Raw genomic sequence first — 21,154 nt, forward strand, 5'->3', positions numbered from 1 at the left:
GGACATCAGGGGGTAACGGCAACGCCACTGATGGCGATCACCAAGGCGACGTCCCCTCCCAGCACGCCGGGGAGGATTGCCGCGACGTAACAGACAAAACAGGACCGAGGAGTTTGGGCCCGGTGGTGAACCACGAATTCGACCGCACCGACCTGCACGAGATGATGCCGACGCCGTCGAGGCAGGACTCCATGTCGCGGGATCGCCTCAGGATCGCTCCGGCCGCGCGCCAACATTGACCACCACCGAACCCCCTCCACCACATCCACTATCGACATCGGCGAAGCTCTGCAACGCCGGTCGAGACGCGATTCGCAAGTTCGCCACCTGCGATCCAGAATTTCGAGCACTATCTGACCCAGGAAAGAGCATGAGCTATGGCGCCATGGACCCATGACAGCGGCCTTGCCAGCGAAGTTGGCGCACAGTTCCGCAGGGCGATCGAGTCGTACGAGGCGAACAGCAACCTCATCACCGAGCATGCCAACCACGAGGAGATCATTCGGGTTGGCGGATATGCGAACCGGACGCTTCTAGAACTCGTGCAGAACGCCGCTGATGCTATGTCAGGCGATCACACCGTTACCGGCAGGGTAGAGATCATCCTGGATCCAGACAACAGGACACTCTACTGCGCGAACGCGGGCCGCCCCTTCTCGAAAAACGGTCTGGTTGCGATCGCGCATGCACACCTGAGTGGCAAACGCGGTGACGAGATTGGACGATTCGGTCTCGGCTTCAAATCGGTTCTCGCGGTCACCGAAACACCTCAGGTATTCAGCAGGTCGGTGTCCTTCGAGTTCAATTCACCCGAGGCGAAGAACGCGATCGCCGGTGTCGGAGGCCAGGTCAAGCGATACCCTGTCCTGCGCACACCGACCCTTATCGACGCTCACGCTCATTTCACCGAGGACACCATTCTCGAAGAGCTCTCAGAGTGGGCGGCAACCGTCGTCAAGCTTCCCGATGCAACGAACCTCAACCGTTTGCGGAACGAGATCGAGTCCTTCTCCTCGGAGTTTCTCTTGTTCGTCAGCTCCGTACGAGAAGTGAGGCTCCGAGTACTCGGCGAAGACGGTTTCGAGACGAGTCACGTATCCCGGGAGCTCGGGAACGGCCTCTTCAAGATCGAGCGCCCGGACAGCACCGGAGACGAGTGGCTCGTCGAGGACCGGATGCATTCGCCGTCTCACAAGGCCCGGAAAGAAGTTGGTGAGGCCGTCTCACGCTCCGCGGTCAAGGTCACCGTGGCCGTGCCGGTGAACCACAGTCAGCTCCGCATCGGGCGATTCTGGTCGTACTTCCCGCTCCAGGACCAGACGTCGGCGTCCGCGCTGTTCAATGCGCCCTGGAGCGTGAACGACGACCGCACGACTCTGCTGCGCAACGACTACAACAGGGAGATACTCAGGACGCTGGCGGAGATGTTCGTAGACCTCTTGCCTCGCCTCAGTACTCCCACCGATCCCGCTGCTCACCTGGATTACCTGCCCGCGCGTGGGCGCGAGGAGCGTTCGTTCGGCGACAGCGTTTTGTATGCGGCAATCCCACGCCAGTACGCCAGGGTTGCGTTGATCCCCGACGCGCACGGAGAGCTCGCGCGAGCCGAAGACCTCCGTCCACTCGATCTCCGGACGGAGGTCACAGTGGACGAGGTCGTCCATCGCACATGGATCGAATCGCCCAATACGGGCGACGATGTGCCCCACTGGCGTTGCTACACCTCATCTCAACGAATGACACGCCTCCGCGAGCTGATGGCTTACGGTTTCGATTCCGGCCTTGCGGACAGCGATGACCATGATATGAAGCGCGTACTGGAGAATATACCGACACGTGGGATCCTTTCATGGTTGAGGGAGTGGGCGGAAGGCAACGACTTCTCCTCTGCGGCCGATGCTTTGAGGTTCATCCTGAACCAGAAGAACCCGTCCGGGTTCGCGCAGGCAAAGGTGATCCCGACCACGGCTGGATTATGTGGATTGCACAGCAAGGACAGTGTCTTCCTTGAACGTGAAGAAGATATCGACATCGAGAATGCCGAATTCGTTGAGCCTCAATTTCTTGCGCAGCCGGGTGTCAAAGCTTTGCTTCGCAAGGAGGGCTTTCGAAACCTTGATCCCATTGCCATTTTCAATGCTCGTGTATACCACTTGTCGGCCGAGCCCGACGACCTCGAACTGTCCCGGCTTTGGGATGCTGCGCTCAACCTCACCGTCCAACAGGCGGTAAGCGTGATCAATGACCACTCCCGAACGGTGGTCAAAGTTCCCACCTGCAACGGCGGCTGGTCGTGGCCACAACGGGTCATCGACATAGACGAGCCTCTGGCTGCGGAGTACGCCTACTTACAGCTCGATCGGTCACGATGCGTTCCCGACGTCGCGCACGCCATCGGTGTTGTCCGCGAGCCCATCGGGAAATACAGCATCGAAGACGAACCGCTCTACGAACAGTACTGTTCCTCTGTCTTGAAGACCGTCAACGAGGGCCTCGGCCCTGGCGAGCGCCCGCTCGAACGTATTTCAGTCCAACCGAGTAACGGCAGATCACCGGGGCCGTTTTCCATGCTGATCATCCTCGACGAAGCTCAAGCATCGTTTCGACTGCGCGTTGCGTGGACATACAAGCTACTCGGCTTCGGCGATGAGGAATGGGACTGCGAGGACCTCGACTCAGGCAATATATTTCCCGTCCCATCCCCGGTTCGGTGGGCCTACGAAAAAGCTGGCCTGGTGGAATCAATGAAAGGGATCCGATTTCCCGGCGAAGTGGTCGCACCATCGCTGACGAAATATGGAGAATTTCTTCCCCTGTTCATGGGCCCGCGGCCACTGGTGGATATTCTGAACCTTCCAGACGAGCTTGAACAGGTACCCCCCGATGTTCTCCGAGAAGGGCTCGATTCGGAATCTGTATCCGGCAAGATAAGTGACTCCGTCCTTACCGAGTTCGTCGTTTCAGCCAGCCGCATAGCCTACCCCGGAAAAAAGCCTCCGCGCATCCCCGCTCGAGTGGGACGTGCAATCGAATTACGATCGACAAAGTCGGTTTTCGTAGCCGTAACAGATGAGGAGCGCGAGTTCCTCATATCTCGGCAACGACCGTATTTGGTAGCCGCAGAGGAAACAGCCGCAGACGTTGTAGAAACTGTGGGGTGCCGGAAGTTCGAAGATGCCTTCACGTTCTCCGTTGTTCCGGAAGGACAGCAGGCAGACGAGTCGATACTCGACGTACTCACTGGACTTCGGAATACCGCCGCAGCCGACAGATTGATGCCGGCAACAGTCACTCGTGCTGCAAACATCACGAAGTACACCACCACGGAGCATGGGGTCGAGGACGAATCACTCGAGTGGCATCTGGCGGATGGAGTGCGACTCTTCGTTCAGAGCGCCACTGGCGAGGAGCGCCTGCTCAAGATCGTGAATGACGCTTTCGAGCTGAATTTAAACAATGCCGAACTCGCCAAAGTCCGCCAGGTCGGCCTGGACCATCGCCTCGAACAAATCCGCCAAGCTGCCCAGGCTGCGACCACCGATGCGGAGCGACTCGAGATCTACTTCGGCGAAGACGACCTACGTGAGGAGCTTCCCAAAGGGCTGTGGCAAGCGCTCGAAGCCCAGAACCTGGTGGATTCCTCAACTTCCGTCGGGGAGCTGCACCTGACGGTCCGCGGCTCGGATGCCATCAAATTTCTTGCGGAACTTTTCAGGCGGGAAGGTTTTCCAGACGTACCGCAGACATGGGCCGGCGGGGCAGCCACGATTTCCTGGCTCCGAAAAATGGGCTTCAGCGCCAAATACGCCGGCCGTAGAGCTCAACGTCAAGACGCCGAGTTCGTTATTCCCGGCGTTACCGAACTCAGTCCATTACATGATTTCCAGAAGGAAATCAGCCTGAAACTGCGCGAAATCCTTACAAAGCCTGACGATAAGGGGCGCGCACGCAAGGCCATGGTCGAACTCCCGACTGGCGCGGGAAAGACCCGGGTCGCCTCGGAAACGATCCTCCGCCTGTTCATCGAGGGTAAAACGAGCGGCAACGTCCTCTGGATAGCTCAGTCCCAAGAATTATGTGAACAAGCTGTTCAGACTTTCAGTATGGTGTGGCGCGGCATCCGCGCCGAACATCCGCTGACCATCGGTCGTCTCTGGGAAGGGAACGACGTTCACCGCCCCGAAACAGAATTCGGTGTGATCGTAGCTACGGATGCACAGCTCGACGAGATAATCAGGCTTGATGACAGCGAGTACTCCTGGCTGAAAGAGCCGGCCGCGGTGGTAGTAGACGAAGCACATCGCGCCGGCGATTCGGAACGCTACACCAGAATTCTGGCTTGGCTGGGTGTCGCGGGCCGAGGATGGGAGCGACCACTTGTCGGGTTGTCGGCGACGCCCTTCAAGGGCAGGTCAGAATCGGGAACACGAAGTCTCGCCGGTAGATTTGGTGACACCAAGATCAGCGCATTCGATGAGAACCCCTACAAGATCCTGGCCGAACGCGGATTCCTTGCCCACGTAAAACATGAGGTGCTCCCGGGCGCTGAAGTGACGCTCTCGAAGGTGGAGCGTGACCAATTGACGCGCATGGGGCGCGTCAATCAAGTCGTCCTGGACAGGATCGCCAAGGACCGGGCGCGTATGTCGGTTTTGCTCAGCCATATCCTGGACCAGGATCAGGAGTGGCCGATACTGGTGTTCACTCCGAATGTCCTCTCGGCCCAAGTCCTTGCGGCGATGATTCGTTACCAGGGTCGCAGCGCAGCGTCCGTCAGTGGTCAGACGGGGCGACAGGAACGCCGAGAGATCATCCAGCAGTTTCAGGACGGTGAGATCCGTGTGCTCACCAACTGCGATGTGTTGATCCAAGGGTTCGATGCGCCTGGTGTCCGCGCGCTCTACATCGCACGTCCGACATTCAGCCCCAGCGCATACATCCAGATGGCAGGCCGCGGACTTCGCGGTCCTCTGAACGGCGGCAAGGACAAGTGCCTCATCGTCGACATGGAAGACAACTTCGGAGATATCAACGATCTGCTCGGCTTCCGCGAGTATGAAGACCTGTGGAACAAGGGGAAAGCATGATTTTGATTCCGGACCTGCCGGAGATTCTCCGAATCGCCGACAGCGAGGCGGAACGCCGAGTCGCCTCGCTCCTGCATCGGATCGCCGGCCCGCCGGATGCCGTGGCGTTTTACTCGGTGAAGTTGCGGTCACACGCGTATAAGCAGCAGGCGGAAGCGGACTTCGTAATTCTGTGGGATAACGTGATCATCGTCGTAGAGGTCAAGGGCGGCGGTGTGAAGAAGTACGACGGGGTCTGGTACTCCGTCGATCGCCGAGGGGACTGGAATAAACTGACCTCATCCCCCATGGAGCAAGCACGCTCGGCAATGTTCGCCCTGCAGGACATTCTCCGAGGCGAAGGGGTCGGGTGGTTCGCCCAAGAGGCGGTCGTCATCACCCCTGACATCGATGCTCCGCCCCATTCGATCGAGTGGAAGGCGACTCACTGGCTGGCGAAGGACAATGTGGGCGTCGACGCCTTGACCGCTGCATTCGCTGCGATCGCCGAGACGCGACGAGAGGCGCCGTACGGCGAGAAGAAGGCCCGCAGTCAGGATCTGCGGAATCGGCTTTTCGGCGAGTTCACCCGTATGCCGGTGATCGATGCTCAACGAGGCGCCGTGCTGGAAGAGCAGAACAGAGCCACCGAGGAACAGGCGCGCGTGCTCGCATCGCTGGCCCGGAATCGAAGAATGCTGGTGCTGGGAGGCGCCGGAACCGGAAAATCGCTGGTGCTTGCCGAGGCGGCCAAACAGGAAGCCGACGCCGGCCGGTCTGTTCTGATCACATTCCATTCCCCCGCGCTCACCAAGCTTTTCACTCCGCTCATTGCGGACAGAGATATCGATCTCGTACCTTTCGACGAGTTGACGGACAGCAAGACTTACGACGTTGTTCTGATCGATGAAGCACAAGACCTCATGAACGCGGAGGCAATGGACCGGTTGGACACGGTCATTACGGGCGGCCGTTCCGATGGCCGGTGGCGTATGTTTCTCGATCCGAACAACCAGGCCCACGTCGATGGCCGCTTCGACCAGGACGTGTACGACTTGGTCGAAACCGAGGCACCGTCATTCGACCTGCAACGGAACGTCCGCAACACGAGAGCGATCGTGCATGTGGTCCAGGAGTATCTCGGCGCAGATGTGGGCGATCCAGGAATCGTCCACGGCGACAGAGTTCAATGGCGATGGTCCGAGGGCGCCGCTGACGTCGATCAGGCGGCAGAGGTTGCTCGGCGCCTGATCGGTGACGGGTGCTCGCGATCGGGAATCTGGATCATCAGCGCCTCCTCAACAGCGGAGCCCTCGTCGACGCACGACCGGATCACTGTAACCAGTCCTCGGTACGCCAAGGGGCTCGAAGCAGAACACGTGATCGTGTGTGACCTACCGGAGAATTACGATGACACGGGGATCGCCGCCTTCTATGTCGCGGTGACGCGTGCGCGCGTCTCCCTTCATATCGTCGCGTCGGTCAAGGACAAGCGGCGCCTTCAGGAACTTCTTCGACAGCAAGGGGCAGCGCAGTGACCCTCACCAGCGGACAGAAACTCGCTCTCGACCACCTTCGCGCTGCCTATGTCGGGCCCGAGCACGGCGAAGACGAAGTACTGCAGAACAGACCGAATCTGCAGTACTCGATCGGGATGTTGTTTCCCATCGATTCGAAACCGCCGCCTTCGGAAGTCGCAGACGAAGCCGCCGCTCTCTCGTCAGCGGTCCCGACCGGCGATGTCGAGGAAGACGGCGCCGGGGTCCCACTGCCCGAGGACTGGCGGCCCTCTTCCATCGCCATCTCCTTCGTGACCGATTCGGATGCCGCCGTTTGCGACTTCTCGGGAGGAACGTACGAGTCGATCTCCGACGATGGGCCGCCTCGATGGCGCCGCCGCCCGTTCGAATATCTGAACGTGGTAGTAAGCGCCGACCGACCGCCACAACGGTTTACGGCAGGACAGGTGCCCATCGAGATCGGATCGCGCTGGCGGCGTTATGGTGACGCCCATCTGGTCACGGTCCATGTGCGACTGACCGAAACCTCAACTGGCAACGACAAACTGGACATCGACCGCATGCTATTCCAGGTCGGCCTCGCGGTCCGCACCCCCGACGGCGCTCAGTTCATCGAATACGACACAAACCGCACCCTTGATCTGGATGGGGAGTCTGCCGAACTTCGCCTGCGCTATCGGAACCGCACGGTCTACGCCGTAGGCCACGGCATGGCCGCCGACTGGGAAGCGGAGTCCGGCCACTGCACCAGGATATTCCTCACGCCACTCCCGTCTTTCATAGTTCCGAGCGTAGAGACCACCGGGTTCGATGCAAACACGGAGGAAGCTCGTGCTCTGCGTCTCGACGTGCTGTCGCGTATCGACAGCGAGCCCGATGCGGTGCTGCCGCTGCTCGACGCGTTCGTTGCCGCATTCTCGACCTGGGTGTCGGTTCAGGAGTCTCGCGTCGAGACATTCGGCGACCAGGCCGAGGTCGCACGCGACACAATCAGACGCTCGCGGGTGGCGGCTGACCGGATGGCTGCAGGCATCGAACTGCTGCGGAACTCGGATCAGGCAGCTCTCCGCGAAGCGTTCGCGCTCGGCATGGCGGCTATGAGACTTCAGATGCAGCAGGCTGCCGTAAACCGGAGCAAACCTCCAGGTGAGCCGGCCTGGCGTCCCTTCCAGCTCGGATTCTTGCTTGTGTCCCTGGCATCGACCATCGAAGAGGACCACCCTGATCGCGGTCTGGTCGATCTGATCTGGTTTCCGACGGGCGGTGGAAAGACAGAGGCCTACCTCGGTCTCGCGGCAATCGAGATATTTCGGCGCCGTCTTCTTCATGGCATGAAAGGTGCCGGTACAGCGATTATTACGCGCTATACCCTGCGACTCTTGACCGCCCAGCAATTCCAGCGCGCCGCTGCCCTCATCTGCGCGATGGAGATCCTCCGCGGTTCCGACCCCAGGGTGAAGGGTATGGCCCGGTTCTCCATCGGTCTGTGGGTCGGCAACGAAGCGACTCCCGCAACGCGCTCCGATGCCAAAGCGGCCCTCGAACGGTTGCTCAAGGCAACTCGCCCCGAGGAAGCGAATAAATTTCAGGTTGAGAGCTGCCCTTGGTGTCTGACACCGCTCGTACCGAGACAGAGGTCAGATGACCCGGGCCGGTACGGCATGAAGTTGGTCGGTCGGGATATCGTCATCCACTGCACGGACAGGAACTGCCATTTCGCCACGGAATTGCCGTTGGCGGTCGTGGACGACCTCCTGTACGAAGAGCCTCCGACTATCCTCCTCGCAACGGTCGACAAGTTCGCGCGACTGCAGTTCAAGCCCGAAGCCGGAAAATTGCTCGGACTCGATACGAGCTACCGCCAGCCATCCATGATCATTCAGGATGAGCTGCACCTCTTGTCCGGGCCACTCGGGACCACGGTCGCCGTGTTCGACGCGGTGATTCAGCTTCTGTTGAGCAAGAACGGCACCAGGCCGAAGATCGTTGCATCCACCGCAACAATTCGGGCCTCGCAAGAGCAGATCAAAGGGCTCTACGGTCGTGACGTCGCGCTGTACCCCCCGGCGGGTCTCGACGACGATACGACGTTCTTCTCGCGGCCGGTGGAGAGTGGAGCAGGCCGTCTCTACATCGGTTTGATGCCTCAGTCGCTGCCGCAGGTGACCGCATTGGTGGCCGCTGCGGCACCTTTGGCCGAACTGCCTGCGGTCGTGGATGCGCAGCCGGAGCCGCTCACCTCACGTGACGCGTACTGGACGCTGGTCATGTACCATAACTCTCTTCGAGAGCTCGGACGAACCGGCACCCTCGTCGTCGATGACGTGAACGGCCGTTTGGAGACTCGCGCAGAACGGATTGGGCTTCCGCTGCGACGGATACGAAAAGACAAGGTACTGGAACTGACCAGTCGTCGACGGCCCGAGGAATTGCCCAATGATCTCCGGGAACTGCGTACGAGTGTGGATGATTCGATAGAAGCGATCGATGTGGTCCTTTCCTCGAATATGCTCTCCGTGGGCATAGACATTTCTCGCCTGGCACTCATGCTCATGGTCGGACAGCCGAAGACCACAGCGGAGTACATCCAGGCGACCAGCCGTGTGGGGCGCGGCGAGAACAGCGGTATCGTGGTGACCCTGTTCCGATCGAATCGCGCGCGCGACCGTTCGCACTTCGAGACGTTCCGCGGCTACCACGACGCACTATATCGTAGCGTGGAACCCACAAGTGTCACTCCGTGGTCCCTGTCCTCACGGCAGCGCTCGCTGGCAGGAGCCTTGGTAGCACTGATAAGGCACTCGTTCCCGTCGCTCGCCGCCGATACTTCTGCCGGCACGCTCGACCTCGAGAACGCCGGGCTGGCCGAGGCCATCGACAAGCACGTCACCCGGCTCCTCGAACTCGTATCTCGATCCGATGCCATCGAAAAGGACGAGACCCAAGATGAGCTGAGAAGCCTCCTGCGGGAATGGGACCGCCGCGCCGCACAGGCACGCGAGCAGAACAACCCGCTACGCTACGACCGCCGTTCAGGCACCGACGAATCCCTATTGAAGCGATTCGGTCAACCCAACGAGGGGTGGCTGGTAGCCGACTCCATGCGTTCGGTCGAACCGAACGTCGCTGTGTCCGTGCAAGAGCCACGCGAGGAGATCATTCGTGGAAAAGATTAGGCATGATCTGCGGCTTTCGGAGACGATCACGCCGTTCGGCGTCGGTGCGATCGTCGACGTGCGCGGAGAGTCCCTCATCGCTCCCGACACATCGTGGTGGGATCGAAAACACTCGCCCCGGATCAGCTGCGATCGGCTTCTCGCACGACTCGGCCCCGGCGAACTGAGGCAACCTCCGACGCATGCCGGCCGGGCAGCGAAGGAGACAGAGGGGTTGCTGTACTGGCGCTTCCCTGCCTGGCGGTTCTGCGAGCGGTGTTCGAAACTCTCGATGCTCACCGGCAAACACAAGGGCCGCTGGACCAATACCTGCAACTGTGGCGGCGGACTCGTTCCCATGCGGTATATCGCAGTTTGCACAAAAGGAAGCCACGTACAGGATATCCCGTGGTTCATGTGGGCGCACCGAGGTCGTGATGCCGGCGTAACGGAGGAGGTCCGATTCTGTCGCGCCTACAAGGAGCTCACATTCGTCCGATCGGCAAAACACGGTGAGGGCCTTGCCTCGCTGCGTATCAATTGCGGTGGATGCAAACGCTCGCGGCCGTTGTCCGAGCTCGTCGGGAAAGACGCACTTCACAGAGACGGCATCAAGTGCGGTGGGCGGCAACCTTGGGAGGACGAGGAAGCCGCCAGGGATGTGTGTGACCACCACCTGGTCGCGGTTCAGCGTGGTGCGACCGGAAACTATATCGCTGACCGAGTCTCAGCCCTCGATATCCCGGAAGAGACGCCGCAATCCGAGGAGTTGGCGTCCAGCATCCGAAGCCATGTCTACTTCGACAAGGTCGTTGCAGACAACGGCGGCCCGCAGGCGGAGGTCGTAGCCGGTTGGATCGCCGAAGAACTCGGTGTGTCGCACGACGCTGTTCTTGCCCTCGCCGCAGGCAATGGTATGTCGCTGGATGAATCGATCGCCGGTCTGCGAGATGGAGAATGGGCGGCTTTCGTCAAGAAGATGAGCAGCGGCCGGGACCGTACGGGAAGCGACTTCGTCGTCGACGGGTGGAAATTGTCGGGCGAGACTCCCGGGCCGAAGACACTGGCCGACACGATCGCTGGAATCGGACAGGTGCGGCGCGTGCGGGAAGTCCGTGCCCTCCGAGGATTCCGTCGGCACTCCCCGGACTCAGCGCTCATCCATGTTGATCTCGGACCGGACCAAAAGAGGCAGCCGGTGTATCCCGCCATCGAGTTGTACGGCGAGGGGATCTTTCTCCAGTTCGACGAAGAGGCTGCCGCGACTTGGGAACGTCTCGACAAGGTTCAGGCCCGGGCCGGTATTCTGGGGAAACGTCGCCAAGAGGCGCCGTGGGCGCAGCGACTCGATGTACCGATCCCTCGGTTCATCGCCCTGCACACCCTCGCCCATCTCCTCATCCGTCGCCTGGCATTCGCCAGCGGCTACTCGTCGGCAGCCCTCCAGGAGCGGATCTACGCCAACGCGGACGGGCCAGATCCCATGGCGGGCGTCCTGATCTACACTGCAGCAGGTGATGCTCAGGGAACCCTGGGAGGGCTCGTGCGGCTCGGTGAGCCGAAACGAATTATCCCGCTGCTCATCTCGGCTTTGGATGATGCCGACATCTGTTCCAACGACCCCGTCTGCATCGAAAGCGACCGGCAGGGCAGCGCACACCTCAACCTCTCGGCTTGCCACGGCTGCACGCTCATCAGCGAGACATCTTGCGAATCGGGCAACCGTCTACTCGACCGTCAATTGGTACTCGGTGGAAGCAAGGTTCCGGGATTCTTGGAGAAGGTGCTACCCGAGGTACGGCAGTCACTCAGCACTCACGTCGGACGCTTCCTCGAGGTCGACTGACGGCGGCACGAGCATCGAAAGCCATGTTGCTCGCAAGGTTACATCTGGAACGCAGGATAGATCTGTCATCTCCGCGTCGTAGCCGCACACCGGTAGTGCAGCAACACGAGGTCATACGGCAGGCGAGGAGGAGCGTTGGACTCGAACAGGACCGAGCGAGGTCAATGGTTGGCCGGGCGTCTTCGACGCAAAGGCACAGACCCGAAAGACCTGGCGCAACGGCTGGGGGTACATCCGGCAGTCATCAGCGCCTGGCTGGACGGGCGGTCCGAGCCTCGCCCGGATGTCGTGGCCCAGGCGGAGAAGATCATGAGGAATGAAGGTGAGATCCTTCCGGTATCCGGCAATATCCTCGCCGAGTCGAGCAGGCTGGAAATTTCCTGGTACCACCGTCCAGGACATAGAGACGGTGGCAGAGAGTTCGGCAATGCCGCGGCTTTCGCCTTCGAAGCCGATCTCGAGATTCTGGCACGCGAGGCGACTCAGAACAGCTTGGACGAGCGGATCAAGGAGAATGACGAGCCGGTTCGCGTCCGTTACACCCTTCATGAGTTGACCGGTGCCACGCTCGACCGGTTCCGCACGGCGATCCGCTGGGACGACCTCCTCCCGCACTACAGAGCAGCCGCCGCACAAGACCAGAAGGTCGGACGCATGATCGGCTCGGGACTGCGCGACATGATGGGTGAGCGCGACCGTCTAGTCCTGCTGCGCATAGATGACTATAATGCGACAGGCTTGACCGGCGACGACTACGGCGATGGGCGCTTCGCCGCCGTAGTCCGGCGCCAACTCGAGAGCCGCAAGACGGATCAGTCCGCTGGTGGATCGTACGGACTGGGCAAAGCTACCCTCTGGGCCACCAGCAGACTTGGGCTCGTTCTCATCAACTCCACCCTTTCCGAACCGCATGAGGGACAGACGCAACGACGTGTCATCGGACGGCTCGATCTACCGTGGCGTGAAGTGGATGGAAAAGGCTTCGCGGGCCCGGGATGGCTAGGCACGCCGGATCCGAAGAAGGGGGATTCGAAGGTCGTCCGGTCGTGGTGGGCAACCGAGGACACGGTAGAAAAACTCCATCTGACGCGTGACGGTGATGAACCGGGCACATCCTTCTTGATCGTTGGGGCCCACGATGTGGCCAGCCTCGCTGCGGCAGGTCTGGAACTCGACGGTGACGCCGAGGAAGACGAAGACAATCTGGAGCGTATGCACCGCAGACTGGTACAGGCGCTCGGTCGCAACTTTTGGGCGGCCATGACGGCGGGATCCGACCAGCCGCCCCTGCTGCATGCATCCGTGCGGACATTGCGCAACGGCACGGAATTCCTTGCAGAAGAGCACGTCGATCCGCATGTACATCAACCAGCCCGGACCCGCGCGCTGGAGGCGTTCCTCACCGGCACCACAGTGGATCGGCTCGTCGAGGCGGGCCAAGTGGCACAGACCACTGTCACCCTGCGGCTTCCCCATCGCGATGGCCGTGCCGGCACTGCCGGGGAGCACCCAGCCGTCCTACTTGTCACCGACGCCACCGATACCGACGGCAAGATCAATCAGGTCACGGCAATGCGTGGCAACCGTATGACCGTCAAGACCAGCCGGGTCACCGACCTACCGTTGGGCACCAATCCATTTCAGGCAGTTCTGCTCGCCGGTCTTGCCGCAGGAGAAGGTGCCCCGTTCGCCGACGGGACAGAGGAATTTCTCCGTGCCGCCGAACCGCCCGAACACAATAAGTGGGGCCAGACAGAGGAGTTGCGCATGCGCTACTCCCCCTCTGCCCATCGCCGAATCGCTGCGTTGACCACGGAAACCAATCGCGCTGTACGCGAGTTGGTCGCCATTCCAAAGGAGAAGCGCAACGGCCAATCCAACGTACGTAGCCGCCTGAAGATCTCCGGAAAGTCACCGGCCAAGACAAGGGGAAGATCGACTCCGCCCGAATTGGCCGAGTTGGAAGCCGAGGTCGACGCCTCGGGCGCCTGGAAAGTCACGGCGGAAGTCAAAGTGCCCTCCGATGGCGAGGTGTGGCGCATGTATCCCGTCGCAAAGCTCGAGGTCCGCTCCGGTTCTCGCCCCGTGGTGCAGTGGGCCGAGCTCGTCCCGGTCCGAAACTGCCAGCTGAACGGCGGCGCACTGGAATTCAAGCCGAACTCTCGTCGAGCAACATTCCAGGGGACCACCGACGTATCCACGCATCCGGTGCGGGCCGGACTGACCGGTCTCGTGGTGGAACTGCAGGAAAGCAAAGGGGGCGATCGATGAGGGTCTACCCCTACCCGCGGCTCGCTGGGCCGGTGACCGCACGGGTCACGGCCGTCCGACTACGCGGGCCCGGAGACGCTCGTGAACAGCTGGACACCAAGGCGTACTCGGTGATCGAACAGGTCGTCGCCTTCGGTCGAGCCGAACGTAACGACTGGCACACCGCTCGAATCGCCCTGACCGCAACCGTGCCCGATCGTGAAGTAGCGCGGACGAACGACTGGACCGACATTGCGGTTGTCGCGATTCTCGCCGAGGGGGCCACCAGCACCCGCACGGTAACGCGCCTGAGACCGGATACGTCCGGCAAGGAATGGACGGGCGAGCTCGAATTCGAGCGCGATGACCACTTGGACCGAGCCTCCCTGTTCGTCCATGTTGTGGCGACCGTCAAGGGCGTCGCAGGCCGGATCATCGGCTCCAGCGACCGGGAGTGGATCGTCGACCTGACATCCGACAGTCCGATCAGAGAGCGTGAGATCGAATTCAACACGGTGAGTTTCGCGCGCAGCACTGGATGGCTCGCGAGCCTGCGTGACACACCATGGGTTGTGGATACCTCGGGCAGTATGCCTGTCCTCCGCGTGAACTCGGATTTCGACGGTCTGGTCGCCCTGATCGAAGGGCAGGGCTCGAAGACCGAGCAGATGGTGGGGAAGATGCTGCTGGCCCAGGTATGCGCCGACGTCTGGACATCCGTCTTCCACACTGCTATCGGCGATCTGGAAATTGAAGACGATGGGACACCGCTGTTTCCGCCTGACTGGCGAGGTGCGGTACTGCGCGAGATGCTCCCGGACATCTTCCCCAGCCGATCCCTCCAGGATGCGCTGCGCGAGGTGCATGCGCGGCGGGCCGGTCATGGAAACTGGGCGGACCTCCAACCACGCATTCAGTATGCCGCCGCACGTCGAGCCGGGGTTCCGACGACCCTCGCGGCTACTGTCCGTGGCATCGCACAACTCGATCAGGAGATTCACCCATGACGGCGTGCCCCGAATACCTTCCGGAACGGCTGGCACTGCTATCCGACGCGCAGGCCTCCGAATTCCTCTCGACGGGACTACTCGAGGGACAGGAAGACGTCAAGTCCATTGCGCTCAACAAGGTCGCGGACGAACTTCCGGTCAATGATCGACGCATGGATACACGTCGCGTCCGGGAGTTGATTCACGATGCGATGAACAGGTTTCGCGACGAACGTCCTACCGCCGCGGATGCCTGGCTGGCACCGCGCCTGCACGAAACCCTTCGGCTAACTCGACGGGAAGCGGCCGACAGGCGCTTCTGGACCTACGTCGCTCTCGGGGTCGCGCCGGATTATGTTGTTTGGCGGCATATGCCCGAGCCCAAGTCGAACGGCCGGCGCAGCAGCGTTGCGCGCGACAAGTTCCTTGGCCCCCAATTCAAGCAGACCTTCGCGCGGCTGTGGTGGGCGGCCGAACTCTTCCGCGACGGTCCCGACTATCAACCGGTCGTCGTGGCATGCAGCAACCAGGACATGCTCAACTCTGCTCTTCGTCTAGATGTCATCGACCATCGGCCAACCGCGCTGGCGCTCGTCAAACTGATGACACAGGGAACCGTGCGTACCGGCCGTGAAGTCAATGCCCTGACCACGGCTGTCAATGCCGCAGCGGCAACGCTCATGTACGACGTCCTCGCTCCCGATGTGGATCGAGACGGCGAGGCACTTCGCAACTGGATTGCAGATGCAGAGAGAGCCTTGCCCTCACCGAGGAACGACCTGCCCGAAGGGCCGGAGGAAGAACAAGCTCCGGCTGACTCGGTCGAGAAACTCGTCGGCCACTTCGCTGAGTTGTTCAACGAAGCTCCGGTCAGGGGGCGGAATCCTGTTCCGAGTGAATAACCCTGTGTGTCTTGGGAGGACACTGGTTTCGATCACCGCACCCGACCCACCGTAGTTCTTCGGAGGTGCTTTCGGACACCGCCGGCCAGGTATTCGCCGCGGCGAGCTGCTCTGGACCGGGTGCGCAGCCATTCAATACCGCACTGAGTACGTGCATACCCAACAAAGGCGGAACAGCATTACCGATCTGCTGCGCCTGGTCTTTTCCAGACCACGGGAAGTTATGGGGAAAGGTCTGCAGAACTCCGGATTCCGGGAGTGTGAAACGGTCCCAACGCCCGGAATTGTAATCTTCTTGGCTCTTATAGATCCTGTTTCGGGAAACTTTGCCAGTTACCGTAAAAGCCGGTTCAGATGATAAGCGTTGACCTCTGTTCGTCGGAATTCCACCGGAACCGTAGTTTGAAACAACGAAAAACTTCAGATCTTTGCCTGTTTGCAACCGGGATATATCTACGGGCGAATCAGGCAGCTGGCTAGCAGTTTCCAGGGCCTCTGCCATCGAAATCCAGTTTGCGGGGCTCCGAGGAACCGCGAAGTCGCTCAGCAATGGTTCGGCTTGCGCGGCGCGGCGCTTACGCCGAGTTACATCGAAGGCGTAGTGTGTCCGTTTGATCCTTTCAATGGGTCCGTGTTCCACGCGACGTGCTACGAATACGGCCCGTGTCCGAGTCTGCGGCACCCCGAACTCCTCGGTCTTCAACTTCCAGGTCTCAGTTTCGTATTTGACGCCAGAGAGCCGCCCTTCACCACCGCGGAGTAACTCTGCATAGAGTTCCCACAGCGGCATGACCTGAGGTACCTGCTCGAGGACGACCACCTCGTACGGATCGCGGCCGTCGGTTTCGAGGGCTTTGATGATCCATCGGAGCGGCTCCAGAACCAGTGCGGTACGAGGGTCGTCGAGATCACGCAACTCTTTGTCGATCTGCGCCTCGTCCTCACCGTCGACGAGCCGCGACATGAACTTTTTCACCGTGTCCAGAGCCCGACGACCGGCTCCCTTCCCGGCGACGGAAAAGGACTGGCATGGTGGCCCCCCGGTAAGGATGTCGACCGACTTGGGGATCTCGTCGAAGCGGGTCTCGCGCATCGCCGTCACGTCCGCATGGATCGTCGGCAGTCCCGCCGCGTAGCGCGTCTCGCACGCATTCGAATCCAGCTCGATACCGATGCTCTTATACCCCAGGAAGTGTGCCGCCACATCGAGACCCCCCGGGCCCGCGAAAAGGTCAAGAACGCGAATGTCGCTCATGTGACTGAATCGTGCTCCCTGGTCGGTCATGGGCGTGAAGTCTAGCCGGCGACAACGCTTTTCGGTGCATCCAGGGCCGCCTGGATCGCACAACCGAGCGCCTTACCCACCGGTGGTGGCGAAGCGTGCCCGACCTGCCTGTACCGTGCCGTCTTCCTGCCAGCAAATTTCCATTCTGGCGGAAACCCTTGGAAAAGCGCAGCCTGGTCCACCGTGATTCTAACCATACCGCTGCGGCCTTGTTCTGGAGCCCAGGTGAAGGCGGGGCCAGGCACCATATCAGCAAGGACACTCCCATCAACGCCAATACCTGCCCACGCCCTCCTCGAACCCGTTGGACCCAGGTCCGCACCGCCTCGCCTCTCGGAGCCACCCACGAGAGTGGGTGCGACGCGATTTGCTTGGGCCGCCCACTGCTCGGCTCGGGACCACCCTCGGGAAGCCATGGACGGTCCCAGTGCGGCGCCGACCGACCGATGCTCCCGTACAGTTGGCGCCGGCGGACGGAACGCTTCGAAATAAACTTTCGCGAGGGCGACGAGCACACCCTGCTTGCGATCCTGCGGCACGCCGAAGTCGGCCGCATTCAGCACAAACCACATGAACCGATAACCTAGATGCTCGAGTTCCTCCCGAACGAATGTACGGATATCTTCGTACTCGCGTGCCGTCGCAAGGTTCGGCACATTTTCGAGCAGTAGAGCCTTCGGCTGAATCTCATGCATCAGGGATACGGTCGCCTTTACCAGGGACAGTTCGTCGTCCCATTCGGATCGAGTCCCTCCTGCACTCGATTTCACCCGCGGCAAGCCCGCCGACAAGAGGTCCACGTCCCGCAGGGTCGGCGAAGGGACATACTCTCGCAAATCGTCTTCGAGAACTTCCCATGTCGGCCGGTTCAAGCGAAGCGTGTCACACGCCACCCGCTTGTTATCCAGGAGAAGGACCGGCTCAAATCCCGCCTGCTCCAACCCCAACGCCAATCCTCCAGCGCCCGCACACACATCGATGAATCGTGGTCCGACCATCAGGCCCCCTTCCTGACTCGTTCATCCCTTCTCTACATACTCTCATCTGCGATTCCCCTCGTATCGTGGAGGCTGGATATCCACCGCCAGAACCAGCCGGCCGTCCCCGGCTCGCGGCGGCGGAAGCGAGACCAGTGCCCTCCGCAGCCGGGCGATACCTACGCGGCAACGGTCCAGGGCCACATAGATGCTGCCGTGCCCCCGGCGATGCTCGCCGATCAGCGACAACTCCGGCAGTGACCGGACTGACCCGTCCGCCCACAACACCGCATCGCACAGATCGAACACCGCATCCGCCCGCCGGGTCAGGCACTGATACAACTCCCGCCGAAACGCTAAGAGGTCCCCAACTGTGCCAGCACACCCGTTGTCGTGAACGCTGTTCAACTGAAGCCTTTGGTTTCCAAAGTCCCTCTGTCGCACAAGAACATGATCAACCAAGGGCTTCACCCATACTTACCCAGGATCACAAGACACCAGTTCAGAGGTTAAAACTCAAGCTAGAAGTCACGCCGAGACACAGATCCCGGCTCGGCGCGGTGGGTGAGGTGCCGTTCGATATCCTCTCGGGAGGCCGGGGCGACCGTCGTGTCGTTTTCGTTGACCGCGATCAGGTACCGACCCGCAGACGGCCGATCTTCCCGGATATCGACCCAGCTGAGATAACTCGGCGGCACCCCATGTGACACGTGGGTCGCGATGGTGAAGTGGCCTTCCGCCGCCCGCGGCGCCCGGAGGAAAGCACGGATTCGTTCCTCGATCGGCGCCCGGCCCGCACTATCCCGGAAATAGGTGGCGGGTGGTTCGTCACCTCGGATCCGCGGCGTGTAGCCGATCATCCGTTCCGCTGGTCCGGCCGTATTGGGCGGCATCGCCGCCGCGACATGACGAGCCAGCATCGACCGAGTGGTGGTGAGCACTTGGATATCACCACCGGCTTCCACGGTCGGGCCGGAGCGCTGGACCGCGACCGCGCCGGATTCGCCGACCGCCGCCGCCACCACGCGCAGACGTTTCTCAGGGAATTGATGCGAGTAGCCGGTGCCGATGATTCGAAGGTCGGGATCGGCAAGAGTACGGAGCGCCTCGGTCAGGTTCGGAGTGCCGCCCCGCGGGTATCGGACGCTGATTTCCCGGGTCAGCAGGCGGTATTCGTCCTCGGTAGCGGGTGATTCGACGACGCTGATCGGATCTGGATGGAGATCGCTGCCTGTTTCCATCCACACCCAGGCGAATTCGTCCGGGGTGAGAATCCAACGTTGCTGTGAGTGGTCTGTCATTTGGGTGAATCGTTACCGGGGGCGTCGAGGTCCATCATCGGGCCGCGGCCCGTCACTGTGAAGATCTCCGGTTCGACCGGACTCGTGGCGTCGGCTGCCGCAGTGTCCGAGGTCGAACCGTTGCTTTCGGCTGGTGCTGTGGTTTCGGCTTTCGCCGGATGCGGCTGTGGGGCAGGGTGTTCGGTTCGGTCCGTTATCGACGGCGGCGGAACTCTAGCGGGCGCAGGTGCCGGTGGGACAGGCTGCGCGGCGATGGGCGATGTCTCCGCAAAATTGACCAACTGCGGGTTGGGGTTCGGCCAGGCAGCCGGAGCAGCGGAGCCGGTCTGGGCAGCAGTCACCGACATCCCAGCGGCCCGCGTGCCGTCCGGAACAACTGGGGGGCGCGCGAAATCGTCTACGAACGTCCCGAACTCGCCGTCGACAGATGAGTTCGGCCTGGAGGGCCGTGCGCTCGGGTCCGACTCGAACGCCAGGTCTGCGCCGATCACACCCTCCGGGTGTGCGAGCCCCTCGGTCCACTCGTCGTATACGCGGCGCAGGTAGTCCGGAGCCGTGTGCTCGTTGTCGTCTTCTTGGCGGCGGTTCGCCGCGGCACCTGGCGCCATGGGCGTCATCGGGCTGCGGCCGGCGGGCGACGCGCCCCGAGCACCGGTCGCCGTAGCACCGGGCTGGGTGGTCGACGTGCCAGGTGCGCCCGGCCCCCCGGGACTGTTGACCGTGCGACCCGGCTGGTCCGGACTGTCCACAGTCGGTGCTGGTGTACCGAGCCCCGGACCGCCCGGCATGGTCGTGGTACTCGGCGTGACTCCCGCAGTGGTGGTCGCGGCCGGATCCTGCGGGGTTTCGCCGCTTTCGGGCAGTAGGCCTTCCAGCGCGCCCAGTTGGTTGGGATCGAGACCGGCCGGGGTATCGCTGGCGGGGGTAGTCGATTCTCCGGGTTCTTCCGGCGAGGCGGGTTGACCGGGCGGAGTTGTGGAAGTCATTACCGGGGACCCCGGCGCGCCCGGGCTGTTCCCGCCCGGCGCACCGGGCACATCACCGGCGATCTGTGAAACGGATACATAAGTGGGTACACCGGAACCGGCCGGTGGGTAAGTCGGTTTGTAGATATTGTTGAGAGCGCGCACTGCTTCCTGCCGCGCCAGTTCCCGGGCCGCTCGATCCTGATCCGAGAACTCTGGATTGACCAGGCCTGGTAGCACGGACTGGCTGGGGTCGTCGGGGTCCGCATACAGCACTGCCGTACCGGGTGGCGGTTGCACCGCTGCGCGGACCGCTTCGGCCGACCATGCCAGTGCGTCGAGACGGTCCGCCACGGAGGCGAAAACCTGCCCGATCTGATTGGCCGCCAATGCATACCGTTCCGACGCCACCTGTGCGGCATCGGAGGCGGCGCCCGTCCACAGGCCGTCCGAGAAGATCCGGTTCAGGCCCAGCCGGTTGAACATCGTGAGATTGAGAAGGTCCGAATAGTTCTCCCGCCACACCTGCTGCAGCGTCCGTAGACCGGCCGCGTCCATCCCGCCTTGGCCGTGGACAGCCTGATACAGGGCCTGATGGGTCATGCCTTCGAAGTGCTCGATGGTGGTGACGAAATCCGGGTCGGTGCCGGCACCGAGATCGGCGAGCCCGGAGTCCCAGGACGCGACCCGGTCCTGCGCCTCCGTGGTCTGCTGGACGGCAGTCTGCGACTGTGGGTTCGCCACATAGTCACCGACACCCGGCAGCAGAATCTCCGGCAGCCCCTGCTCGCTCACAAAGCCCCCTTCGCTCACGGGCGCTCCAGGCAAGCCCGCTGGCCGGAGATTAGCACAGCGAACGAGCGCGTACCTCCCGCTGGCTCGCCTACTTGCGCTCGGA

At 61.7% G+C, this 21,154-nt stretch carries 12 protein-coding genes; 7 read left to right on the forward strand and 5 right to left on the reverse strand.

Annotated features, from left to right (window positions below; genetic code table 11):
- The first annotated feature begins 377 nt into the window (after nucleotides 1–377).
- From IG75_RS0114915 to IG75_RS0114945, 7 genes are all read left to right on the forward strand, one after another.
- The gene (locus tag IG75_RS0114915; RefSeq protein WP_030521867.1) at nucleotides 378–5,087 is read left to right on the forward strand and encodes a sacsin N-terminal ATP-binding-like domain-containing protein; all 4,710 of its coding nucleotides are present in this window, start codon (nucleotides 378–380) and stop codon (nucleotides 5,085–5,087) included.
- Nucleotides 5,084–6,604: a nuclease-related domain-containing DEAD/DEAH box helicase gene (locus IG75_RS0114920; protein WP_030521868.1), complete on the forward strand. Its 1,521-nt coding sequence runs from the start codon at nucleotides 5,084–5,086 to the stop codon at nucleotides 6,602–6,604. The genes IG75_RS0114915 and IG75_RS0114920 overlap by 4 nt, the downstream gene beginning before the upstream one ends.
- Nucleotides 6,601–9,762, forward strand: a complete 3,162-nt coding sequence (locus IG75_RS0114925) for a helicase-related protein (protein WP_030521869.1) — start codon at nucleotides 6,601–6,603, stop codon at nucleotides 9,760–9,762. Before IG75_RS0114920 ends, IG75_RS0114925 begins: the two co-directional genes overlap by 4 nt.
- Entirely contained in the window at nucleotides 9,749–11,587 is a 1,839-nt protein-coding gene (gene drmB, locus IG75_RS0114930; RefSeq protein WP_051714573.1) for a DUF1998 domain-containing protein, read from the forward strand. The genes IG75_RS0114925 and drmB overlap by 14 nt, the downstream gene beginning before the upstream one ends.
- 135 nt (nucleotides 11,588–11,722) lie before the next feature.
- Entirely contained in the window at nucleotides 11,723–13,858 is a 2,136-nt protein-coding gene (locus tag IG75_RS0114935; protein ID WP_030521871.1) for a helix-turn-helix domain-containing protein, read from the forward strand.
- Between the two features lie 110 nt (nucleotides 13,859–13,968).
- Complete coding sequence (locus IG75_RS0114940) at nucleotides 13,969–14,844, forward strand: hypothetical protein (RefSeq protein ID WP_210436809.1); 876 nt, start codon at nucleotides 13,969–13,971, stop codon at nucleotides 14,842–14,844.
- Nucleotides 14,841–15,728, forward strand: coding sequence for a DUF6339 family protein (locus IG75_RS0114945; protein WP_030521873.1), 888 nt, complete (start codon nucleotides 14,841–14,843; stop codon nucleotides 15,726–15,728). Before IG75_RS0114940 ends, IG75_RS0114945 begins: the two co-directional genes overlap by 4 nt.
- Here IG75_RS0114945 and IG75_RS38250 read toward each other — a convergent pair.
- The 5 genes from IG75_RS38250 to IG75_RS0114970 are packed head-to-tail and all read right to left on the reverse strand — an operon-like array spanning nucleotide 15,697 to nucleotide 21,051.
- Nucleotides 15,697–17,013 (reverse strand): DNA cytosine methyltransferase, encoded by a 1,317-nt coding sequence (locus tag IG75_RS38250; protein WP_063045278.1) that lies wholly within the window; start codon nucleotides 17,011–17,013, stop codon nucleotides 15,697–15,699. The two genes, IG75_RS0114945 and IG75_RS38250, sit on opposite strands and share 32 nt — an antisense overlap.
- An 11-nt stretch (nucleotides 17,014–17,024) precedes the next feature.
- Nucleotides 17,025–18,011: a DNA cytosine methyltransferase gene (locus IG75_RS38255; RefSeq protein ID WP_081876878.1), complete on the reverse strand. Its 987-nt coding sequence runs from the start codon at nucleotides 18,009–18,011 to the stop codon at nucleotides 17,025–17,027.
- Between the two features lie 42 nt (nucleotides 18,012–18,053).
- Nucleotides 18,054–18,461, reverse strand: a complete 408-nt coding sequence (locus IG75_RS40880) for a transposase (RefSeq protein ID WP_425594457.1) — start codon at nucleotides 18,459–18,461, stop codon at nucleotides 18,054–18,056.
- 50 nt (nucleotides 18,462–18,511) lie between these two features.
- Nucleotides 18,512–19,291, reverse strand: coding sequence for an ESX secretion-associated protein EspG (locus IG75_RS0114965; RefSeq protein ID WP_030521875.1), 780 nt, complete (start codon nucleotides 19,289–19,291; stop codon nucleotides 18,512–18,514).
- Entirely contained in the window at nucleotides 19,288–21,051 is a 1,764-nt protein-coding gene (locus tag IG75_RS0114970; protein ID WP_030521876.1) for a hypothetical protein, read from the reverse strand. The genes IG75_RS0114965 and IG75_RS0114970 overlap by 4 nt, the downstream gene beginning before the upstream one ends.
- Between the last annotated feature and the right edge of the window lie 103 nt (nucleotides 21,052–21,154).

It is taken from the genome of Nocardia rhamnosiphila NBRC 108938, from assembly GCF_000720425.1.
Taxonomy (GTDB): Bacteria; Actinomycetota; Actinomycetes; order Mycobacteriales; family Mycobacteriaceae; genus Nocardia; species Nocardia rhamnosiphila.

What these genes read in the sequence shown, in the direction of transcription:
- IG75_RS0114915 (WP_030521867.1), top strand. Translation starts at nt 378, where the DNA reads ATGGCGCCATGGACCCATGACAGCGGCCTTGCCAGCGAAGTTGGCGCA.
- IG75_RS0114920 (WP_030521868.1), top strand. Translation starts at nt 5,084, where the DNA reads ATGATTTTGATTCCGGACCTGCCGGAGATTCTCCGAATCGCCGACAGC.
- IG75_RS0114945 (WP_030521873.1), top strand. Translation starts at nt 14,841, where the DNA reads ATGACGGCGTGCCCCGAATACCTTCCGGAACGGCTGGCACTGCTATCC.
- IG75_RS38250 (WP_063045278.1), bottom strand. Translation starts at nt 17,013, where the DNA reads ATGACCGACCAGGGAGCACGATTCAGTCACATGAGCGACATTCGCGTT.
- IG75_RS38255 (WP_081876878.1), bottom strand. Translation starts at nt 18,011, where the DNA reads ATGGTCGGACCACGATTCATCGATGTGTGTGCGGGCGCTGGAGGATTG.
- IG75_RS0114965 (WP_030521875.1), bottom strand. Translation starts at nt 19,291, where the DNA reads ATGACAGACCACTCACAGCAACGTTGGATTCTCACCCCGGACGAATTC.